Annotated in this window: 15 protein-coding genes and 4 pseudogenes; 8 read left to right on the top strand and 11 right to left on the bottom strand. The window is 51.0% G+C overall.

Features of this window, described 5'->3' with window-relative positions; all coding sequences use genetic code 11:
• Window positions 1–549 precede the first annotated feature (549 nt).
• On the top strand, window positions 550–1,215 hold the full coding sequence (locus ACIDITHRIX25_RS74025) for a GNAT family N-acetyltransferase (RefSeq protein ID WP_200891318.1): 666 nt from the start codon (window positions 550–552) through the stop codon (window positions 1,213–1,215).
• A gap of 544 nt (window positions 1,216–1,759) precedes the next feature.
• On the opposite strand, the pseudogene tnpA reads toward ACIDITHRIX25_RS74025, so the two are convergent.
• Window positions 1,760–2,197, bottom strand: a pseudogene (gene tnpA, locus ACIDITHRIX25_RS74020) (IS200/IS605 family transposase).
• A gap of 295 nt (window positions 2,198–2,492) precedes the next feature.
• Here tnpA and ACIDITHRIX25_RS74015 point away from each other — a divergent pair.
• Window positions 2,493–3,617 carry a zinc ribbon domain-containing protein gene (locus tag ACIDITHRIX25_RS74015; protein WP_201732504.1) on the top strand — a complete coding sequence of 375 codons (1,125 nt, stop codon included), beginning with the start codon at window positions 2,493–2,495 and terminating at the stop codon, window positions 3,615–3,617.
• Between the two features lie 160 nt (window positions 3,618–3,777).
• Window positions 3,778–4,254, top strand: coding sequence for a LapA family protein (locus tag ACIDITHRIX25_RS74010; RefSeq protein WP_052604216.1), 477 nt, complete (start codon window positions 3,778–3,780; stop codon window positions 4,252–4,254).
• A gap of 435 nt (window positions 4,255–4,689) precedes the next feature.
• Here ACIDITHRIX25_RS74010 and ACIDITHRIX25_RS74005 read toward each other — a convergent pair whose 3' ends face one another.
• A complete protein-coding gene (locus ACIDITHRIX25_RS74005; RefSeq protein WP_213333414.1) occupies window positions 4,690–4,854 on the bottom strand; it encodes a hypothetical protein in 165 nt (54 codons plus the stop codon).
• Window positions 4,855–5,757: 903 nt separating this feature from the next.
• Here ACIDITHRIX25_RS74005 and ACIDITHRIX25_RS74000 point away from each other — a divergent pair.
• Together ACIDITHRIX25_RS74000 and ACIDITHRIX25_RS73995 are read left to right on the top strand one after the other, a co-directional pair.
• Entirely contained in the window at window positions 5,758–6,048 is a 291-nt protein-coding gene (locus ACIDITHRIX25_RS74000; RefSeq protein ID WP_052604214.1) for a type II toxin -antitoxin system TacA 1-like antitoxin, read from the top strand.
• Window positions 6,045–6,287, top strand: coding sequence for a hypothetical protein (locus tag ACIDITHRIX25_RS73995; RefSeq protein WP_052604213.1), 243 nt, complete (start codon window positions 6,045–6,047; stop codon window positions 6,285–6,287). Before ACIDITHRIX25_RS74000 ends, ACIDITHRIX25_RS73995 begins: the two co-directional genes overlap by 4 nt.
• A 775-nt stretch (window positions 6,288–7,062) precedes the next feature.
• Here the strand turns inward: ACIDITHRIX25_RS73995 and ACIDITHRIX25_RS73990 are convergent.
• The gene (locus ACIDITHRIX25_RS73990; protein ID WP_201732732.1) at window positions 7,063–8,079 is read right to left on the bottom strand and encodes a hypothetical protein; all 1,017 of its coding nucleotides are present in this window, start codon (window positions 8,077–8,079) and stop codon (window positions 7,063–7,065) included.
• Between the two features lie 1,025 nt (window positions 8,080–9,104).
• Between ACIDITHRIX25_RS73990 and ACIDITHRIX25_RS73985 the strand changes: the two are divergent.
• Window positions 9,105–9,423 (top strand): annotated as a pseudogene (locus ACIDITHRIX25_RS73985) (reverse transcriptase N-terminal domain-containing protein); the annotation flags it as partial.
• A gap of 87 nt (window positions 9,424–9,510) precedes the next feature.
• On the opposite strand, the gene ACIDITHRIX25_RS73980 reads toward ACIDITHRIX25_RS73985, so the two are convergent.
• From ACIDITHRIX25_RS73980 to ACIDITHRIX25_RS73940, 8 genes and pseudogenes are all read right to left on the bottom strand, one after another.
• Window positions 9,511–10,116, bottom strand: coding sequence for a GAF and ANTAR domain-containing protein (locus ACIDITHRIX25_RS73980; protein WP_249685707.1), 606 nt, complete (start codon window positions 10,114–10,116; stop codon window positions 9,511–9,513).
• 42 nt (window positions 10,117–10,158) lie between these two features.
• The gene (locus ACIDITHRIX25_RS73975; protein ID WP_201732730.1) at window positions 10,159–12,279 is read right to left on the bottom strand and encodes a putative transposase; all 2,121 of its coding nucleotides are present in this window, start codon (window positions 12,277–12,279) and stop codon (window positions 10,159–10,161) included.
• A 286-nt stretch (window positions 12,280–12,565) separates the two neighbouring features.
• Window positions 12,566–12,760 carry a hypothetical protein gene (locus ACIDITHRIX25_RS73970; protein WP_201732729.1) on the bottom strand — a complete coding sequence of 65 codons (195 nt, stop codon included), beginning with the start codon at window positions 12,758–12,760 and terminating at the stop codon, window positions 12,566–12,568.
• A 34-nt stretch (window positions 12,761–12,794) separates the two neighbouring features.
• Window positions 12,795–13,886, bottom strand: a complete 1,092-nt coding sequence (locus tag ACIDITHRIX25_RS73965) for an RNA-guided endonuclease TnpB family protein (protein ID WP_201732728.1) — start codon at window positions 13,884–13,886, stop codon at window positions 12,795–12,797.
• Between the two features lie 34 nt (window positions 13,887–13,920).
• Complete coding sequence (locus ACIDITHRIX25_RS73960) at window positions 13,921–14,733, bottom strand: ExeA family protein (RefSeq protein ID WP_052604286.1); 813 nt, start codon at window positions 14,731–14,733, stop codon at window positions 13,921–13,923.
• Window positions 14,730–16,083 (bottom strand): annotated as a pseudogene (locus ACIDITHRIX25_RS73950) (DDE-type integrase/transposase/recombinase). The gene ACIDITHRIX25_RS73960 and the pseudogene ACIDITHRIX25_RS73950 overlap by 4 nt, the downstream one beginning before the upstream one ends.
• Before the next feature lie 26 nt (window positions 16,084–16,109).
• A complete protein-coding gene (locus ACIDITHRIX25_RS73945) occupies window positions 16,110–16,697 on the bottom strand; it encodes a DUF6431 domain-containing protein (RefSeq protein WP_201732726.1) in 588 nt (195 codons plus the stop codon).
• Between the two features lie 170 nt (window positions 16,698–16,867).
• Window positions 16,868–17,302 (bottom strand): hypothetical protein, encoded by a 435-nt coding sequence (locus tag ACIDITHRIX25_RS73940; RefSeq protein ID WP_201732725.1) that lies wholly within the window; start codon window positions 17,300–17,302, stop codon window positions 16,868–16,870.
• 178 nt (window positions 17,303–17,480) lie between these two features.
• Here ACIDITHRIX25_RS73940 and ACIDITHRIX25_RS73935 point away from each other — a divergent pair.
• Together ACIDITHRIX25_RS73935 and ACIDITHRIX25_RS73930 are read left to right on the top strand one after the other, a co-directional pair.
• Window positions 17,481–17,672 (top strand): annotated as a pseudogene (locus ACIDITHRIX25_RS73935) (ATP-binding protein); the annotation flags it as partial.
• A gap of 159 nt (window positions 17,673–17,831) precedes the next feature.
• Window positions 17,832–19,694 (top strand): HD-GYP domain-containing protein, encoded by a 1,863-nt coding sequence (locus ACIDITHRIX25_RS73930; RefSeq protein ID WP_201732724.1) that lies wholly within the window; start codon window positions 17,832–17,834, stop codon window positions 19,692–19,694.
• The last annotated feature ends 203 nt before the right edge of the window (window positions 19,695–19,897 follow it).

Raw genomic sequence — 19,897 nt, 5'->3', positions numbered from 1 at the left:
TAGCAGTTTTGAGCATTGTGATTCACTGGTCCTTCCTTGAGGACAAGGCTTACGGTGACAAGGTTGACGTGAACTGGCTATACGCGCGAACTAGTCGTACACGCATAAGGTTGACTCACGCAGAGGGCTGATTCATACAGAAATTATCGAACGTGTACAAGAAATAACAACGTTTGGATCTTTCTTTCTTCTCGACGACTGGCTAGAGCGAGCGACCATGGACATGTAGTAGGGGAGCGTCCATAGTGGCGAAGGAATTTGGTGAGGAACTCCAAGTGCAACAGGTCAATTCGTGCAATAGGTGAACTTGCACAACAGGTCAATTCGTAGATGTTGGTCAGGCTTTCTAAGGATTGTTTTGTAGTTGATGTGGTTGAGTCGTGGCTTGGGGTGACCTAGGTTTCAGCTTGATTATGAATCGGCATCAGCCTTGAAAGCGCGTAGTTGCTTCTCATTGGTTTTGGTTTTTCTTTAGAGAGGGGAGTCGCTGGTCTAGATCCAACTGCAAGTTTCCCATGACGTCGACGGTCAAAGAGGTAGGATTTAGAGATGCAAGGAAAAGATAGCAGCCAAATCGATAGAGATGAACAAGTTGATTTAGAGATGGTCAACAGCCTCAGTAGCGTCCGTGTAGCTTCTTTGTCTGATCTCGATGGGATCGTAGAAACCCTCACCTTAGCTTTTTTCGACGATCCGTTATGGGGTCCCGTTTTCCCAGATGTTACACGCCGAGCTCAACAGGCGGCTTTATTCTGGCGACTACTTAGCGCTTCGGCGGGACGATACCCCTGGACCTTTGTCACTGAACACATCGAATCGGTTGCGATCTGGATTCCTCCAGGCGGCGTAGAGCTCACGAGCGAGGAGGAAGCTGCCTTCGAAGAGTTCCTTGTTGAGATTGCGGGCCGTAAAGATGCAGACAATATCATTGCTATCAACGAATTATTCGCAGAATCTCATCCCATTGAGCCACACTACTACTTAAGCCTGCTTGCCACGCACAATCAACACAGGGGTCACGGTATGGGAATGGCTCTTCTGCGCGAGAACTTGGCTCGAATAGATGAGCTTGGTGCTTGTGCATACCTTGAGTCGACTAATCCAGCCAACAATGAACGTTATAAGAGTGTCGGCTTTAGCGTTCATGGTAGTTTCATTGTTCCATCGGGGCATGTTGTAACGACAATGTGGCGGCCCGCCAAATCATATAGCTGAGATTCTTATCGTTTGATATTGAGTGGGATTTTGAAACTATAATGAGATTTAGTGACCTCTGTCTTGACGATGCGAGTGGAGGGCTACTGGGCTGAGAAGCTTTAGGGCAACTCAATCCCTCGCCGAATTATTGGCTCTAGATATTGGCTGTGGCTCTAAATACTGGCTGTGGAAAGTGGTTTGAGTGGTCAGAATTCGAACGGCCTCAATTTCTAATCAAACGGTGCCACTTACTTGATTGATCAATCAACTTGGTCGATGGGTCGATATCTTGTGGAGATTTACAAACGCGTCAGATAGGTTTTGCGATTTCCAAACGCCCTTTATTGATGATAAAGCTTTTTTATCGCGAGCTCTCCGGGGGTATGAACACTTTTTCGTAGTCGATCCTTTTGAACCAACGGGAGCGCAATCGGTTTCCGTAAGGGAGGGGTCAAGCGACCTAATTCTTTTTCGGTCTACCTGATTTACCTCTTGGGAGTTTCTGGTCTTCTATGTACTGTTTCACTTCCTCTAATGGGGCTCCACCACAAGACACTATCGACTAGGAGGGCGACCAAAAGTGCTCCCCCCACAAAGCCTCTCGGACTTCCGGCCAGTTCTTTGCCCTTACTCTCATGGCGATAAGTGTCTTCATGGACATCACCAGTCTCGACAGGGCAACTTTAGCTGCGTTGGTGATCAGTAGGTGGGTAGGTGATCAGTAGGTGGGTAGGTGATCAGTAGCTGCGTTGGTGATCAGTAGGTGGGCATGATCGCCGTCTGTTTCGAAAGCATCGAAGGTGGAATCGAAACGAGTACACACCTCAATGAGGGCAGATCTGATCTCGTCACTAACTCTCTCGGTCATGACATTACGTCGATATTTAGGTACCAAGACGATGTGTGCATGTAATTGATATACCACATGCCTTCCATTGCGCCAATCATCGTCATGTAGTGAAATATAGTCCTTAGTAGATAATGCTATATTAGTTATCAAATGGCTAGTAGAAGCACAGAGTATACAACAGCTATCGTGCCCGTCACTCTGACAGGGGCCTCTTATCGTCTAGCCCATGACTCGTGCCATAGGGCAGCACTGTTATGGAACCAAGCGGTCAATTGGGTCCATGGCGAATGGAAAGCCAAGCGCTCTCCTAATAAGTACGACATTCAAGGGTTTCTCAACTCGATACCTCGCCAAGACCGTCCATTACACGCCCATACCACTTTAGACAATCGCTCACGATCTCTCAGAGGCCATAACCACAGCTAGGGTAAACCGCATGCAGGGTATGAAGATCCGATCTCCTTGGCGTAAGAAGAACTACCGGCCTCTATCGTTCTCGAAGAACTCTGGCTGGCGTATCTCCAAAGGTCAACTCCACCTGTCACTAGGTAGGGGCCGTCCGCGTATAGATCTTTCTATTCCCACCGTTTTAGATTCTGCAACTGGCGAAGAGGTTGACCCTGGGCTATGGGGTGAGATTCAACTGTGCTGGGATCGAGATAAAAGACGATTCAGTCTGCATATCCCTTATGAGACTCTCCGAGAAGTCTCGGTGGGTGATGCTTTGAGTGCCATCGACGAAGGAATCATCAACTCTATGGCGCTAGCTACTTGGGTAGATGACAAGACCATAGACGTAACGATTATCAATGGACGCGAAGCTCCAGCTATCAAACGACAAAGAAACAAGGCCGTCGGTCAACTACAGCACAAGATCAGCAAGTGCAAGAATGGATCTAAGAAGCATAAAAGGCTGGTAACTGCGAAGAAGAAGATCAACTCCAAAGCAAAGCTATCGCTTCGTGACTTTGATCATCAGGTTTCCAACAAGGCGGCCAATCACGTCATTAGCCACAACACCGCCAGAGTTATAGTTGGTGACGTGAGGGGTATTGAGAAGGAGACCAAGTCCAAGCGGCGCATGGGCCGCCACGGTCGTCAACAACTCTCCCAGTGGTCAAGGGGTCGACAGGAACGCTACCTCAAAGACAAGACCGGATTAGACCTAGATTTCCTGAACGAATCAGGTTCAACCAAGACCTGTCCAGCGTGCTTGACACGCAATCGACCATCAGGTCGGCCCTACCGATGCAAGAACCCTATTTGTGGTTTTACTTGTCATCGAGACGCTGTAGGAGCGATCAATATCCTCCAGAAGGCGTTATGCGGGGAATACACTCCAATTGGACCGGACATAAAAGTCCGAGTCACGTATCTCCGGGCTGTCGAGCGCTGGTCACTTGATCAACGTGAAGCACACCCCAAGGTGCAGTGCCGCAAGGCCAGAGCCCGAAGTAGTGCCCAGAACCGGGCCTTGTCTGAGGCAACTCAGATTAGCAAGCCGAAGCTAGCAAACTCATCCACCAGTACCGATTCATCGGTACCAGACCAGTTGGTCGTGGTGGCGTGACGGGAGCGATGCTTGGTAACCCCAACCAAACGGCGGAGCCAGAAGCCCCGTCCGTAAGGGCGGGGAGGTTCACGTGGTAAAAGTGGGCTGCTGTCAATCATCAAAAGATAGGGACAACCTCATTGATCGGGTCATCCATGCCGTATAATGAGGAGTGTAAATGTCGTTCGTCCGCAAGAACGGTCGCAGAGGCTCTTTTGGTTTGATGCGTCTCGCCTTAGGGGCAGATTGGGGGCTTTTGATGGGAAACCAATCAGATCATGAGGATGACATACCTGCAGTTGAGCCAGAGCAACAAGTTGTCCAAAGCCAGGATGTAGTTGAGCCTAGTTCACACGTAACTCCTATTTCCGAGGTTATCTTGTCGACTCGAGCGTCGAGGGCGTGGGTACGATTACTCCCCGCACTGGTCGTCTTGGTGGTTATCTTGGTGTTTGTCTTTCAGAATCCTAAGGACGTGAAGGTGAGCATTCTCACCTTTTCTGGCACACTCCCGCTCTCGGTGGCAATCCTTGGCTCAGTTATCCTGGGCGTGTTGATGACGCTAGCGTTGGGTTCAGTTCGTATCCTCCAACTTAGGCGGCAGCTTCGTCGTAAGACAAAGGAGTCCAAGGGCAGTGGCCGTCATTTTGGATGACATTTGGCTGACATAAAGTGGCTAGTTTGGGATGTTTGGCTCTATTGGGAAAAGTTGCGTTTTGGCTGATCCATGGGTTGAGGTAGAAAATTTTGACCAAAGGGTCTGTTTGACCGGGATCCCTGTAACCAGGCGGCCTATTGCGTCGTTATGGCGTCAAAGTTTTGGTGCCGCTTTCTCCTGATGCCCGATAGATGCCAATGCGTCCATTGGTGTTCCCGGTGCGATAGTCATGCCTTCAGTCGCCCGTGGAGGGAAGTGGCTCGTCCCTATTTATCTCCAGAGCATCCAATTCGCTTAAGACCTGACGCATCGAAGACAAATGGTAGGACTCCTGGTAGATGAACGATGCTAGTACGAACGATCCGTTCTCTGTCAAAATGGCAACAGGGAAATACCGGTCCCAATACCTGTTGAACCTTGTCCTTTCCCAGCTCAGGTCAGTGCAAAACAGGCGATACGAGCCCTTACACAGGTAGTATCATCACTCACAGGGAGCAACAAGGAGTCTCTCTCTTGTTCTGCACTAATTTCCCCGGCGTAGCACTGCCAGATCGCAAAATACGTATTACCCGTAGCTACCCCTATCTGCCTATTCACAGCCCAGATCGTTGTATTCACTGTCTCTTTGTTGATAGACCCACTTTGTGTGCAACCAATCTCGATTCCGGGATCTTGACTTGTACATTCGGGGTCGTCCCATGTGTGGTAGCTAAGAGTTTGATCCCAACCGATTCAGATGCTTTTGACCATGGAGAAATCTGTCTCCACGTGGGAGCACTAGTTGAGAAAAGAGTCGAGATTATGCTTCACCTCTAGGTTTCCTACGTCTGCCCGCAAGGCCGAGATCTCATTTATGGCTCTTCAGTTTTTAACGTGGTCTAGCTCTAATTGGAGGCTTGTAGTTGCCTAATAGGCCTGCGTCCAACGATGTCAGTTGCTGCGTTCCTGACTGTGAACGAAATCAAGGTTGATTGCCAGAAGCGCTTAAGGACAACGAATCGGGACAACCACGATTGTAAAGCTCCCTCCTGACGACAACCTCATTTTGTTTTCCTTGAGTGGGATGCCGATGGTCTCGACTATCTGGTGAAAGTAGTTTTGGCGTTGAAAGTTATCTGCATGTGGCACATCTGGCTGAAACTCAACAAGTCGCGATAGCCAGTCCTCGAAGGTTCCGCGCGTAAAATTCGACGGTATCTCCAGGTTTTCCGCAAGCAATCATCCCAATTCATTTGTATCAGGCATTAGATTAGAAATTGCTTTTGAAAAGCCGGATCCAAGAAGAAAGACTCGTCTTGGTGCAGAGTTGCCAATCTATCCCTCACCTTTGGCCATCTTCTTCCCTGGATGCGTCATGTGGGGATTCTGCCTAACCAAGTGCATAGCGATAGTGGGAATCCGGCTATCGGCAAGGTCATTTATGCCTGCGGAGGTTTCTCGATGTATTTCATGGTTAGTTATTAGCGGATTCTGCCGCAACAATATCAGCAGGCTAAAAAGGTGCCGTATGCTATACGGTATGGCATTTATGGAACGGATGGAGATGCGAGTCTCGTCAGAGGAGCGGAACTGATTCGCCGAGCTGCAGTAGCTCGGGGTGAGTCAGTGACCAGTTTCGTTGTGCAAGCAGCGACAAGGGCAGCAGAGGAGGAGGAGCTTGTTATTGAACGGGAGACACTCATACCCGCGGACTTCTTTGACAGTCTTATTGCAGCACTCGATGCTCCTGACGAAGTGCCAAGTGCTCTACATGAGCTTACAAGCCATCCTCGCTACTTTATCCGAAGGTGATCCAATACCAGTCGGAGCACCTTTCGGCTGATCATAAACTCGATGTTTTTGATTGTGGAAGTTCGGCTCTCGATGATTGGCTCCGACGGTTCGCCCGTCATGCCGAGGCCACCAACAGCGGACGAACCTTTGTGTGGGTCGATCCGACATCTTCGGTGGTTGTCGGCTACTTCACTTTGGCTGCCCATCTCCTGCGTCGAGTCGAGGCACCGAAGGGAATCGCACACGGTTCGTCCTAGGTAATCCCAGCGATCTTGTTGGCTCCACTGGCTTTAGATCACTCCCTTCAAGGTCAGGAGCTGGGTGGTCAGTTCTTTTTGATTCACTGGAGAGGGCTGTGGACGCATCCACTAGAGCTGCGGCACGGTTTATAGTTGTCGATGCCATCGATGATGCGGCGATGCTATTCTACCGCCGCTATGGTTTTCGGTCCTGCCCTAATCCCCGCCGCCTGGTACGCAAAACCAGCGAAGTGAATACTGCTCTGAAAAATAGTGATTTACAGAATTAAGGTAAACGGTTGACCTGTTTGCCGCCCCCGTCGTGAACAATGATAGGGGGATCCGACATGAAGAGGCGATGGCAGTTCGAGTAGCGATGGCTTATATTCTCGACAAATACGCAGCTTCCGAAACGATTGGTGCAACCAATCGTTTCGGAAGCTATAATGCCCCATGTTTTTCGTCATACTAAGGCAATGCACTTGCTCTGAGCAGGAGTGAACTTGATCTACATCTGTGATCGCATGGGACATGTAGATATTTTCACTACCGAGATTTATGCCCGAGCCGATACCGAGTTTAAATGCGAAGCGCTCGAAAAGGCGTGTCCCAACATGATCTCGCTAGATTTGCCCGGATGGAAGGACTATGCCGATATCCTTGCCTTCTTGACATGTTCTTGAGGAACTGATACCCGGTTACGCGAAGCTAGTGCACCCGTAGGTACACTGAGAAATGCGGGTATGTCCTTCAACTTCGCATAATCGTTTACTTCACATAAGGTGGATCGAACTTACTGGTACTCAATGACATCGGGTTGAGGGACGAGAGCAAGAACGTCGGATGGAGGATGCAACGGTTTGTCTTGTTGGTAGAAGAGCTTTATACCAAGACCGAAACGCGGGTCAGATGCCAAAAGATGATAACTCGAGACCTTCACGGGCCAATTCCCAAATCCATCCATGTTGAAGACAATCTGCACGTTGGCCTGCGGTTGTACATCCTGCTTGTTCTGTACCATGGTCTGCGTGAACTGATGAATAAGGAGCAGCTTTTGCGGTAAATTATAGGCGGTCGTGAGGGACTGTAGCCAACTTGCAACCTGGTTGATTTCAGTTGCCGTCGTATGACCAATAACCTGACCGGGCACTTGTGTATTGTTTACTTCCCACTCTGGGTCCAGAGCTAACGCGACGTCAGGTAGCTTTAGGAATGGGGCAAGCGTCTTTGCATCGGCCAAGAATCCCCCGCGACCGGGTTGAATATCTAGGATCAAAAGTCCATCGTGTGCCTGGACAACGTCGAGGTACTGCTGAATAGCCTGAGGAGAGATTTCCTGAGAGTAGGTCCCACCGGGGCCGGGGGCATGTTGGGCCACATAGGTAATCAATTCAAAGGCCGGTATCACTTGTACTCCCGGCTGTGCGTATGGCGCTGCCTGTTGTGCGAGAGCCGTCCACGCAACTTCTGGCGAGGTCTGCCCGAGCACTCCAAGCACCCCACCGCCGGGAGCACCGTAGAAGGCAACGATGCGCTTTCCTGGGAACAAGGTCAGGCCACCTCCTGGTTCGGCTAACGGCGTTGTCGTAGTTGGTGGCATCGTCGTTGTAGTACTAGTAGTAGTAGGCGGAACTGCCGTTGTCGTGGGTAACGACTTCGTCGTGGTAGTCCGACTCGGTGGTGGAATCCGTGCCGAGCCACCGAAGCTGAGACTCACTCCGATTGCCGCAATGATGACAACGACAACGGAGACCTCAGTAGCAATGACTCGACGGCTCGATGAGATTAGTTTCGCGAGTAAATGCTTCAAAGTTGCCTGACCTCACACCTTCCTTTGGCGGTAATCCTGGAGACACCGAAAATTTAGGCAATCGACTTTGATTTTGGCGTGGAAAAGGTGCTGCTTGAACTGGTAAACTTTAGGTTAAAATAGACTAAAAACAACCAGTTCAAGTAGCACCTTTTAGATGCAAGCATCTACTAGTAGCTTAGACCGTTTGAAGGCCACCTTTGACGATTCGAACGCAGTTTCCAACGGCGGATTAATACTTCCTTATCGCGCTTGCTGAGAAACTTGGGCTTAGGGACCTCTTTGATTCTTGCATCAATAAATAGGTGCGAAATGTAGTTGCCTGGTAAAACTGTTCCAAAAGGAGGAACTTGTCATTCAGCTGGCAAAGCCCACCGACACATGCCAGAGGAGTAATTCTCTGGTATGGAGCTGTCGGAAAAGTACCCGCGGGAAATCTAATAGGCCAAATCCGTGAGGAGAAGCCAACACTTTCAACCAAAAGGCCCTAAAGGGCCAGGCGGCACGGAGGTAGGCCTAGCTGGGTATGAGCAACATATGTGAACTGCTGGTTAAAGATCGTTATTGCAAACAAGCCAAAGTTGCTGATGGGCTTGGACCAAAAGGTATCTGGAACGGTCGCATCATTGTCCTATAGATGCGCGCTGACAACAATTCCCTCCGGTGAAAAGGCAGGCCCTAACCCCAACGTATGTTATTTCGGCGGAACATTTCTAAGCCCGTATCCCAGCCCAAGCAATTGGGCAAGCCAAAGCTAAGGAAGGCCGATGGGGATGGGGGGCACAAGGATTGGAGAGAAAGCGCGAAACGCGCTCTTGTTAATGAGACGGATACACCTTGAGACATTACCTGTTGAGAGATTACCAGGTGCAAAGCCAAGCAGACTTCTCCTTGGTCGCAGTTGTGAAATAGCCAGAGTTGCGAGATGGGCCGTAGAACCTCATAGGCTAGGAAGGCAAATGAAAATGGCTAACGCCACAGTGTGGCCCTACTGACGAAGCCTACGTCGTAAAGGCAACACTTTCCAAGGCAGATGGAACAAGGTGAAAGTCCTTCAACATCTGATTCCTCACTCACTCATTTAGCAGCAAGGCACTTGCTGCTAAATTAGTGACAACAAATAAAGGCAATAAAACCCCGGGTGTGGACAAGATAATCTGGTCAACACCCAAATCAAAGGCAGATGCCATAACACAGGTGACGCACCGGGGCTATCAGCATCTGCCACTTCGCCGGTTATATATAGCTAAGAAAAGCAGCAAAACGAGGCCTTTCGGTATTCCTCCTATGAAAGATAGGACTATGCGGGCTCGATACAAGCTAGCCCTCGACCCAGTAGCTGAGATATATAATTGTCACTTCCAGCAAATACACTGACGATTACCGTGATGCGAAACATCTTGCGAACTCTCCACAGTACCCCGAACTTCGTTACGTCGGATTGTCCAAATCATTCGCTTGAAGCGTTCCCGCCACGATGGCCGAGGCGACCAAAGTGATACCTTCGTTGTGATTGCGTGAATGAGCACGGAGTCGCCCAAACGCTTGGTCCATTCTGCACTGCGTCGCTTCGGCAATGATGCCCTTCGCTTGTTCGATGACTATGCGACTGGTGAGAGCGTGATCGAGTTGCTCATTGAGCGAGGTGGCGTCGAGCATCGCGCGGTGTTGAAGGATGGCGATGGTCGCCACGTGAGCGAGGCCTTGCGCGGCGGCAATGTCTCCGTCTTCCATCGGTCCCTGCAATGTTCGAAAGAGATTGAGAGCGCCAATGGTACGTCCCCGCAGTCGCAGGGGAAGGCTGTGCACCGAGTGGAAGCCGTGCTTGATTGCTCGCGGTGCAAAGAGCGGCCAACGTCCGTTCGCCTCGCTGAGGGCCACATTCACTACGGCTACACCGCTCCGGTAGCAGTCCATGCACGGACCTTCATTCGTTTGGATCTGGAAGAGCTCAAGCACGCGCATCGATTCGCTCGAGGAAGCTACGAACTGCAGTTCTCCACCGGGTGAAGCCAGCAAGACCCCAGCGGCGTCCACCTCCAAGCCTCAAACCTCCGGTAATAGCGAAGTACATCGATGTCAAGATTTTGGCTCGATCTGATAAGTAATTGGTCGGTTGTCACCGCTAAGGCGCGGTGGGTTAGCGTTGAGTTGTTCTATGAGCAGACTAAGGGCTCGATTGATGCGGGGAGCATCAGGCTGACGAATGGTAACGGTAATTGCTCTTGGGCTATAGCGGATCTCACCGGGCTGATGAAGCAAGTTACGAGTAATGCTCCGGTACTCATTTAGATCACAGAGATAGTTGTTGAGCGTTCGAGCCAAGTCAAGTTCTGCGTTGTAAGCGAGCAATCTACAGACCATCTGTAAGGCCCGGCGATTGGTGACAGGCCAAGCTCTAGTGGCGTTGGGATCGATATCGGTAGCGGGGATCTTGGCGGGGATAGCTTTGAGTGCAACTCTTGCTTCCTCGAAGACCACACGTGCCACCTCGAGTTGACGCGAGAGACTATCAAGAGTGTTGTTTTTCTCTTTGATGTCGACAGTTTGGGTAGTAGCGTTTCTTCCAATAGATCTCTCAAGCTCTGCAACAGCTAATTCAGCGCTCTTGAGTGCGTTATGGGCTTGAGTGCGCATGGGATTGGTTACCTTGGCTACATTAGGGCGGCGATCCATGCGATAGTCACACAACCAACCAATGCTGTGGTGGTCTTGTAAGTACTTGAAGCTGTTTTCGATGCGCCACCGCGATCTCAGGGTGTGTGCTAGGCGAGCAGCACTGCTCACCAAATCAGAGGTGAGGATCTGCAATGCCACCTGACCATCCTCATAGATGCTGATCTGGCGGAGCGCTCCGACATCTTCTAGATGAAGAGTCTCTGATGCTACTTGGATGTAGTGTCGATATCCATCTATGGTTACCCATGAGTGTTTAGGTAAAACACTAGGTACCTCAAGAGGGGCACGGCGATAGGTGACCCAGTCGAAGCCGGCCTTGTTCAACTCGGCAAAGACCTTGGGGTAGGCACCACCCCGGTCAAAGCCGACCATCACCGGGCGGTCCCCACAGATGACCCGTAGCTGTTCAAGAGGACCCCACATGGTTTTGGAGAGCGACGACGGTGCTCCAGATGAAAAACAGATGGCCCGCCAATTCTCATCGACGATTAACGTGTCGTTCCTACCTGGCTCGCCGTGTCGTCGGCGGGTATTCCAACCTTTAGCCAGTGGAGCAGACCCGGTATAGGCAACGAAGTGATCGTCAACAAAGAACACTTCCGGAGCGCTATCGTCGGCCTCTAGCATTGCCTTGGCTAGAGCTACTTGTACTCTAAGAGGATCAATCTCATCGGCAAGGCCAGCGAGCCGGGGGCGCAGGGTTCGAAGATGAGGAAAGCGTTCCAAGCCGACCAGTGCTCCGGCGTCAGTGTCCAATAGGTGCTTGGTTCCCTCTAGTGACGATGCACCAAGTGCGAATCCAAAGGTTGCAACAAGCAACGTGGCGCTCACGTCGTAGCGGCGTGCGCTACCTGATGGCAACACACCGAACACAGCACTGGCACCCACTCGATCAAAAAAGCCATGCAAAAGCATCGCCCCTGCATAGGCACTTTGGCGGATCCCATCGCTGATGCGGGTAACTACTAGATTGTCGGTGTCGCTACTGTTTCCAAGATCGGGCTTTACTATGGCGGATTCGGCTTCTATGTTTGCTTGATCGGGCTTTTCAACCCCATCAATGACACTGAGGCGTAGTTGTTCGGACTCAGGGCGAACTCGCCGTGCCAGAAGACGGCTCACAGTGGCGGTCGAGACCGAAATTGCAGCGGCGATCTCGGTCCCTGGACGGTTTGCATCCGCCATGGCATAGGCCTGAGCAATCGCCTCATCACTGAGAAGCCGGGGTCGTCCCATAGGTGGGACCAAAGCGGCGGAACCGCCCTTGGATGCTCTGCCCCGCAATCTCGAGATGTATTCGGGTCGCAACTCAAAGAGAGCAGCCACCTCTAAGCCCGAGGCTCCTGCCGAAGTAAGTGCCACGATGGCCAAGTTTCGCATTCCTAGGTCCGCTGGATCGTAGACGAAAACTGCCCGAGGCCCCCAGCTCACCACCATCTCGCCGTTTACCATCGTCTTAGTGAGCTTGAATGGCGCAGGCATACCCGGAAGCAATTCGATTTGTTCTCGGCGTTTTCTCATCTCCTTATCATGGCACTATTGAACGACTTATGCAATTCCTAACATAAAAGAAATCCCTGTTCAAAACAGGGATTGTGGCTCAACTACCGGAGGTCTGAGGCTTCGACGCAGCGATCACTCAGGGTCGTGAGGATGTTGATGATGTCGAAGCTGTCAACGAGATTGTCGGCCAACTCGACCAGCGTGCTGACTATCAGTGATTCTCTACTCATAATTCCCTCGTCTTGCTGGGTTCCCCCAAGAACGGTCGGCGACCCTTGAGGATGAACTACCGGATGCCTCTACACTAATTCCCATATTCCTCGTATTCCTCATATTCCCTGTTTTTCGGGTCTGTTTCTAGCCAGACCCTAGACTGAAAGTCAAACCGAGTGCCACGGTCGATGATTCGATGCGCGAGTTCGGATGGAGATATATCCACAGCAAACGCGTGTGCGCGAAGCATGATCAGGGCGTCTTTCACCGAAAGCTTAGTCTGCACCGAAAGTATCCCCGAGGCTTGGTGCACGGAGAAATCAAAGGTGGACTGGCCCTGGAGTTCGTTGGCGATGGCGCCTCTGGGGACACCGGCTTGCATCACAAGAACAGCGCGGCCGATGATGAGTCATCCCATCATCGCAACTGCCGCCTGTACCAAATGGCCTGGGAACGGGCAGGGCGCTGGACCCAACTGGCCCACAACTGATAACCGACCAGTCACGGATATTCAATGAAGCATTCTCATCTCGATCCACCTCAACATGACAAGTATCACAGATAAGTCTCTTTGCGAGCTTTGCACCCGTGAGTCTGCCTGTGCAGTTGTGGTGGATTTGCGACGAGGGAAAGAAGCGATCTACAACGACTACCTTGACTCCGGCACGTTCGGCCTTATAGGTAAGCGTTGGTTTGAAGGCTCCGAGTCCGGCATCAGATACCGAACGGCGCAATGCCCGTCTTCCCATACTTCGACCCATGGCAGCGATGTTAAGGTCTTCAATCTTAACTTCGCTGTAGTTATCCACCAGGTAACAGGTTAACTGATGGATACTTTCACGACGGACGTATACGGCTTTACGGTCTAACTTGACAAGCTTGGCTTTCGCTTGCCTGTGACCGTGTGATCCGGGTATCCGTCGGATGAGATTGCGTCCAACCCTACGACGCTCATTCATAGTAGCTCTGAGCGGAGCGGGGTTAGGAATAGCTGTCATGCTACCATTGCTGTCTGCGATAGTAGCAAGTGACCTTAGTCCTAGATCGACACCGGCGCGGGGGTCTTTCTTGGACATAGTTGCAGACGGTGGAGTAACTACGCTTGTCTTGATCGCGAGCTGGCAGGAGACGAACAACCGACCCCATCTCTGTGATAGAGTGCGCTTGAGTAGACGAGCATTGTTCTTAGCTAGGTGACGCTGTATTCTGCGCGTGTTCTCCATAGAGCGTAGCGCACCTATCATCGGCAGCACGATTGTTCGATGATCGTCCTCAAAACCCATAGTGCCAGTCGTAAAACGTACTCTGTTGCGGTCTTTTGTTGCCCACCAGCCAAGCTGATCATGCAGACGACATAGTAACTGATCATGTTGTGTGATCGCTATGTCGCCAGTGACACTGATGGTGGTCACGGCGGTCCTCTGGTTGTCGCTAACTTTCTCATTCTCACTCTGAATCAACTTCTGATATTGCCTGGCGTGCCGATTTCTCATCTACGATTGCGCTTTTATTTGCAAATGTGGCTATCAGTGCTTGACGGGCAAGGTTGTTGACCGCTCTCGGCAGACCTCTGGAAACCTGATGAATCAGTCCCAACGCTTCATCTGAAAATAGAGCATCCGTTCGACCTGCCAGCTTCAGGTGATGTAGCGTATAGCTTTTGGTTTCCTCCGATTTCATTGGTGGAACGCTATAGCGAAGCGATATTCTCTGTTCAAGTGCGCTAAAGGTTGAAAGTCGCAGCCGTGCCTTTAGATTTGGCTGACCAACTAAAACCAGAGCAAAAGAGCTGGATGAATCCATATCGCTATTGGTAAGAAATCTCAGCTCTTCTAACTGGGAACCTTCCAAGAGATGAGCCTCGTCACATACCACTACCACCTTTCGTCCCTTTTCCGATTCAGATGCAAGCAGCGAGATTGTCTGGGAGATAAGCGGTGTTTTGTAAAAACAGGGACTCTCGCCTAAATGAGAGACGATCCCTGAATATATCCCTTTAGTTCCAAGTGCCGGATTAGCCAGATAGATAATACTGTGTCTCGATGGCTCTAACAGTGACACTGCTTTTCTCACTGCTACTGTTTTGCCAGATCCAACTTCTCCGGTTATCACTCCAATAGCTGATTCATCAACTAAAAAGCCAATCCGGGCAACTGCTTCTAAGTGCCCCTGGTTGGGGTGGAGATCAGACGGGGATATTTCTTTTGTAAATGGCATCTTTGTAAATCCAAAATGTGAACGTATCTGATCTATGCTCATTTCTCTTCCTCTGCGTTTAGCTCCCTGTAGCCAATTGGAGATCCAAGGTATTTCCTGTGCTGTTTATCCACCAGGGATAGATAGTCAATTCCGGTTGGTTTTATGGTTTCTGGCGAGTGGGCAATGGTCATCGGATGCGAATGGCGGGAGATTTTATGAATAACAGCCTTACCAAAGTCTCTGTCCATATACCGCACATTGATAGCTGAGAGATCGAATGGATCAAAGACCAGATCTACTTTCCTACCTACCAGAGCCTGGTCTACTTCGTAGTCGTTCCCATAGAGGGAAACCGTTGCAGTTTTTGTAACAGTTCTTGATTCAGAGAATAGAAATGCCTCCCTCACAAGAGAAAGATCTGGTATCTTTGGCAGAATGGAGAACCGTTCAAGTGGTGTCTGGCCGGTTTCAGAATGAATCCGTCGGTGATAGACCTGTTCCACCCACCCCTGGAAGCGTTCTTCGAGAACTTCCAGCGAAGAGATATCGCTGTGGGCTACTTCTACTAGGAACTGGTCTCTTACCGTTGATGAAAAAACGCTCAATTTTTCCACGACCCATTGGACGCCCAGGTTTCGAGTGCACTAGCCGAATCCCGAGAACTGCCAGGGCTCTTAGCAGTTGACGCGAGACAAATGGACTCCCGTTGTCGAGATACACGGTACCCGGTATACCTCTTGAGAGTATTCCACGTCGTAGCGCTGCCTGAGCTGAAAGAGTATCTTCAGAATATGTCCAGCGGTGAGCTGTAACCAATCGGGAGTGATCGTCACAAAAACAAAACAAGATTGCCTTCTTTCCGGCAATTACCGGGCCGTGTAAAGCATCTCCCACCCAGAGCTCATTTGGATAGTCTGCCTCAAATCTCCCAAATGCAATGTTTTGACCGCTCAGCTGGGATCTTGTGAGTCCTAAAGCTTTGAAATGACGCTGTGGAGTTCTTTCATTAGGTGACCATCCATTTTGAGTTCTGATGATCTGGGCAATATGGGCTGCTGTTCTAAAAGGATCTTCTTTTCTAAGCTCACATGCTAAAGAAAGCAGATGCTCCGGGGTACGGGGCTCAACATGGCGTGCTGAAGGGTGAAGAGCTTGAAAGCCGCCTTTTCTGTAGGTACGGATCCAGCGGTCGATGCTTTGGCGCGATACCACTACCGGAACTCCGTCAATACCAATATGGGTGGTATAAGCCAACTCGCGTACAAGTTGCCCCCGCTTTGTTTTAGAGAGGGTTTCATCTGCTGCTTCACGAACTATCCCGTAGCGAAATAGTGCTATATCTTCCGCTCGGTGATGTTTTGGCTCTTCCAGTGGATCCGTTGTCACTTTTTCTCCTTTTTGTCGTGCCAATAAATGACAAAAAGAATCATTACTGATTATGAAGGTGCTGGAAAGGGTGAGTTGGTGTTGGAAAGAAGTCTTCCTCCGCACATAACTGACATCTGGGACCATGGGGGACTAGGACCAAAGCGGATGCTTAGAGAACGAACAGCAATCCCAATTGCACTTAGGGCATCTGCGAATAGAGATCCCGCTGGGGCAATCTCAGACAATGTGACATCTAAAACCAGAGCCCAATTGGTGAAGCGTTCTAGGAGTATCTCCAACTTTTCTCTAAAACGTCTGAGCCAGCCTCGGACGGTTGTCTCGGGACGACAGATATTTGCAGCGATCTTTCTATGTCCAAGTCCCTCAGCCTTTTGAACTAAAGCTGACCCGATTACCGCTGCTTCGTCCACCCGGCGAACTAAAAGGTAATCGGGCAGGAGAACCGAGGTCTTAAAACAATCACTACAGCGCGATCTTCGTGGACAAAGCGTCTTAGTGCAGTCACGCATACGAATGGTTCTCGACCTCGCATGTGCCCATTTCCGAAGCACTCCGTTACAGGATGGACAAAAAAGTTTTCCACCCAACAATTCAGCTTCCACAACGTCGGGATCACTAGATACAATTAAGGTCATGGTGCCTCTGGCATCTCTGGGGGACCCTCTTGTAGTTCGGACAAAAAACAGCGAGGGGGTCCCATTTTATTCGGACTCCCTAGTTTGCCCTAACAGATAGCGACAACGCAACTACACAGCCACCTCTACGTCATCATCAGCTTCAGTGACGCCTTGATACCCCCGCGTAATCAACGAAAGCGTCGCCCTACATCTTTTCTCTTGGACTTGAACTGAGGGAAGCCGACCTTCCTGCCCTTTCGTTTGCCGTGTTTAGAGCTAGACCAGTTAGATAGCGCCTGTACGAGGTCAGCTATGCCAGAGGCATATGCCTCTTTGGAGTTATCACCCCACCAAGGAGCGATCCCGTTCTTTCCTTGGTTCCACTGTTTAGGAAGTGCCTCAAGAGTCCACGGCGTCGATTTATGGTCTGAGTTCTCTTTCTTGGCTTCCATGTCTGACTTTACTTTGGTTAGCGCTCCGTTGTAGGCGAAGCGTCTAGCACCAAAGTGAGAACGGATACCAGATGCTACCTGTGGATCTTTTGGCCACTCGACCTCAATCGAAGCCCCTGTGACCGTCCAACCAGTTGGAACCTTCTCGCCGGTATCGTCACATAGCTGCAAATAGTACGCTGACTGACTCTAGTGCATATCTCGGTATTGCTCGAAATCTCCGGTGAGCGATATCTTCCTTGTTGGGTTACCTTCGTCAAGAAGAACTTTACACCCAGTTAGTTCGGACACTTTCTGAGCCTGTGCTTTTGTCCGCATTACTGCGATCATGAGCACACCGCATCAATAGCATGCCTCACTCATTCTCATCAGCAAACTGGCGTTTTCAGGCTGGGGTGGTGTTTTTGGGGACCAAGTAGTCGCAGCTGCGATGATCGACCGCATCGTCCATTATGCCGCCGTGCTCGCCCTCAAAGGCGCTAATTATCGATTGAGGGAACGAGGCATCGAAAGCTTTACCAAGCGTGATGCTGACCGCTGAAGACAAGAGCTGGGGTGTCTGAAACTGTTCACTTTTCGAGCGTTGTAAGTGTTTAGTTTTCGAGCATCGTCCATCGTTACAAATCACTTAAAGTAATTCACTAAAAAGACCGATATACACGTCATGTCACTCAGAGTAGTGTTATCAAGGCGAAATATTTTGCCACTAAGAGATACCGGCCTCGGAAAAGCAACGGCAGCACTAATAGATCAGGGAACGACGACTGAGCCCAACAAGCCAGCAAAACCCCGTGAATGGGCAGCGAAGCCCCGGCATGCATTGCTGTTACATCTAGGTCTCTTTCTGATACCTATAGCGAGCGCAGTGATGAGCAGCATCGTCTTCAGCCACATCATCCGAGAGCCACATACGACAATCTCGCAGTTGGCATGGTTGGCTTCGCTATTGCTCTCCTCGTCATTACTTTTGTTGGTGGTGGAGAGGCAGACCCGGAGATTTCTACCGTTAGTCGCCCTCTTGAAACTGACGATGATCTTTCCTGACCAGGCACCGTCTCGGTTCAAGTCAGCAATGCGTGCTGGATCCGTGAGAAAACTCGAAGAGCGTGTCAAGGCTGTCGACATGAAGGCTCAGGAATTCAAGACGCCGACAGATGCTGCTTCAGTTATCGAACTGGTCGCTTCACTCACGTACCATGACCGTAGAACCAGAGGTCATGCTGAACGAGTGAAAGCCTATGCACTGCTCATAGGACAGGAAGTCGGCCTATCAAAGAGTGACTGCAACAAACTCGTGTGGGCCGCACTGCTTCATGACGTAGGGAAGGTGGCTGTCTCCACTAAAATCCTGAACAAAGGTGGGGCTCTTTCGCCTGCCGAGTGGGAAGAAATACGAAGACATCCCCTTGAGGGCCAGAAACTCTTGGAGCCACTTCTGGGGTGGATGGGTCCATTTGCGAACGCCGTATGGGAGCATCACGAGAAATGGAACGGCCAAGGCTATCCGTTAGGTCTATCCGGGAACAATATTTCCCTCCCTGGGCGCATCGTTTCACTTGCCGATGCCTACGAAGTCATGACAGCCGCACGGTCCTACAAGAGGCCAATGTCTATATTGGAGGCCCGTCAAGAAGTAGTGAGATGTGCTGGGACGCACTTTGATCCTGATGTAGTACGTGCCTTTCTAAACATTTCAATTGGGCGCCTTCGGTTTATGTCGGGCCCTGCTGCTTGGATTGCTCAACTGCCCTTCCTCGGATGGACGGCCCCTGTGGGTCTCCCCGCCGTGGTTGGAACTGTCGGAAAAACGATGGCACTCGTCTCATTCGTGCACGGTGTTGCTCCGTCGGTACTCGTCACGCAAGCAGGCCCTGCAAGCAAGGTTGCAGCATCAGCACTGACTGCGAACACGACTGCAAGCGCAACAGGTAGCACTATGACTCCCGCTCCAGCGTCCAGAACGAGCTCACAGGAGAATTCTCTCCCAGCTCAGGAGTACCAGGGATACGAACTCGACCGAGGTTCGGTGGTAGCACCGCCAGACACATCAAACGGCAGCGCTGCGTCTGCAAGCTCTTCAGGTACGACTCACGGTCGCCCGACATATTCCGACTTGAATCCTGCGACCACAACGACATCTGGGAACGCGGCGGTCAGCCATGCAGCGTCGTTACCGGCGACAACAGCGGGCACAAGACCTGGGAACGCGGCGGTCAGCCATGCAGCGTCGTTACCGGCGACAACAGCGGGCACAAGACCTGGGAACGCGGCGGTCAGCCATGCAGCGTCGTTACCGGCGACAACAGCGGGCACAAGACCTGGGAACGCGGCGGTCAGCCATGCAGCGTCGTTACCGGCGACAACAGCGGGCACAACAGCGGGCACAATAGCGACCACAACGACATCTGGGAACGCGGCGGTCAGCCATGCAGCGTCGTTACCGGCGACAACAGCGGGCACAATAGCGACCACAACGACATCTGGGAACGCGGCGGTCAGCCATGCAGCGTCGTTACCGGCTGGAGCATCGCCGGAAACTGTGACGCCAAGGCACCAAAGCTAACGCTACCCATTCACCGAAGACGGATGGGCCGCGAGATTCAGCTGAATGACGAGCATCTCCCTGGTCACTGTTGCCAGCAACCTATCTTTGACTCACTACGAGCAAGATATTTTTGACCCACGCCACCTATTCGTGACGCACGTCGCAGTTTTCAATATTGCGTGGTCGCAAGTTATGGAATAGTCAGGCCATTCCGCAATGGC

This window comes from Acidithrix sp. C25 (assembly GCF_904848545.2).
This window is presented reverse-complemented; position numbering and strand designations above follow the sequence as displayed.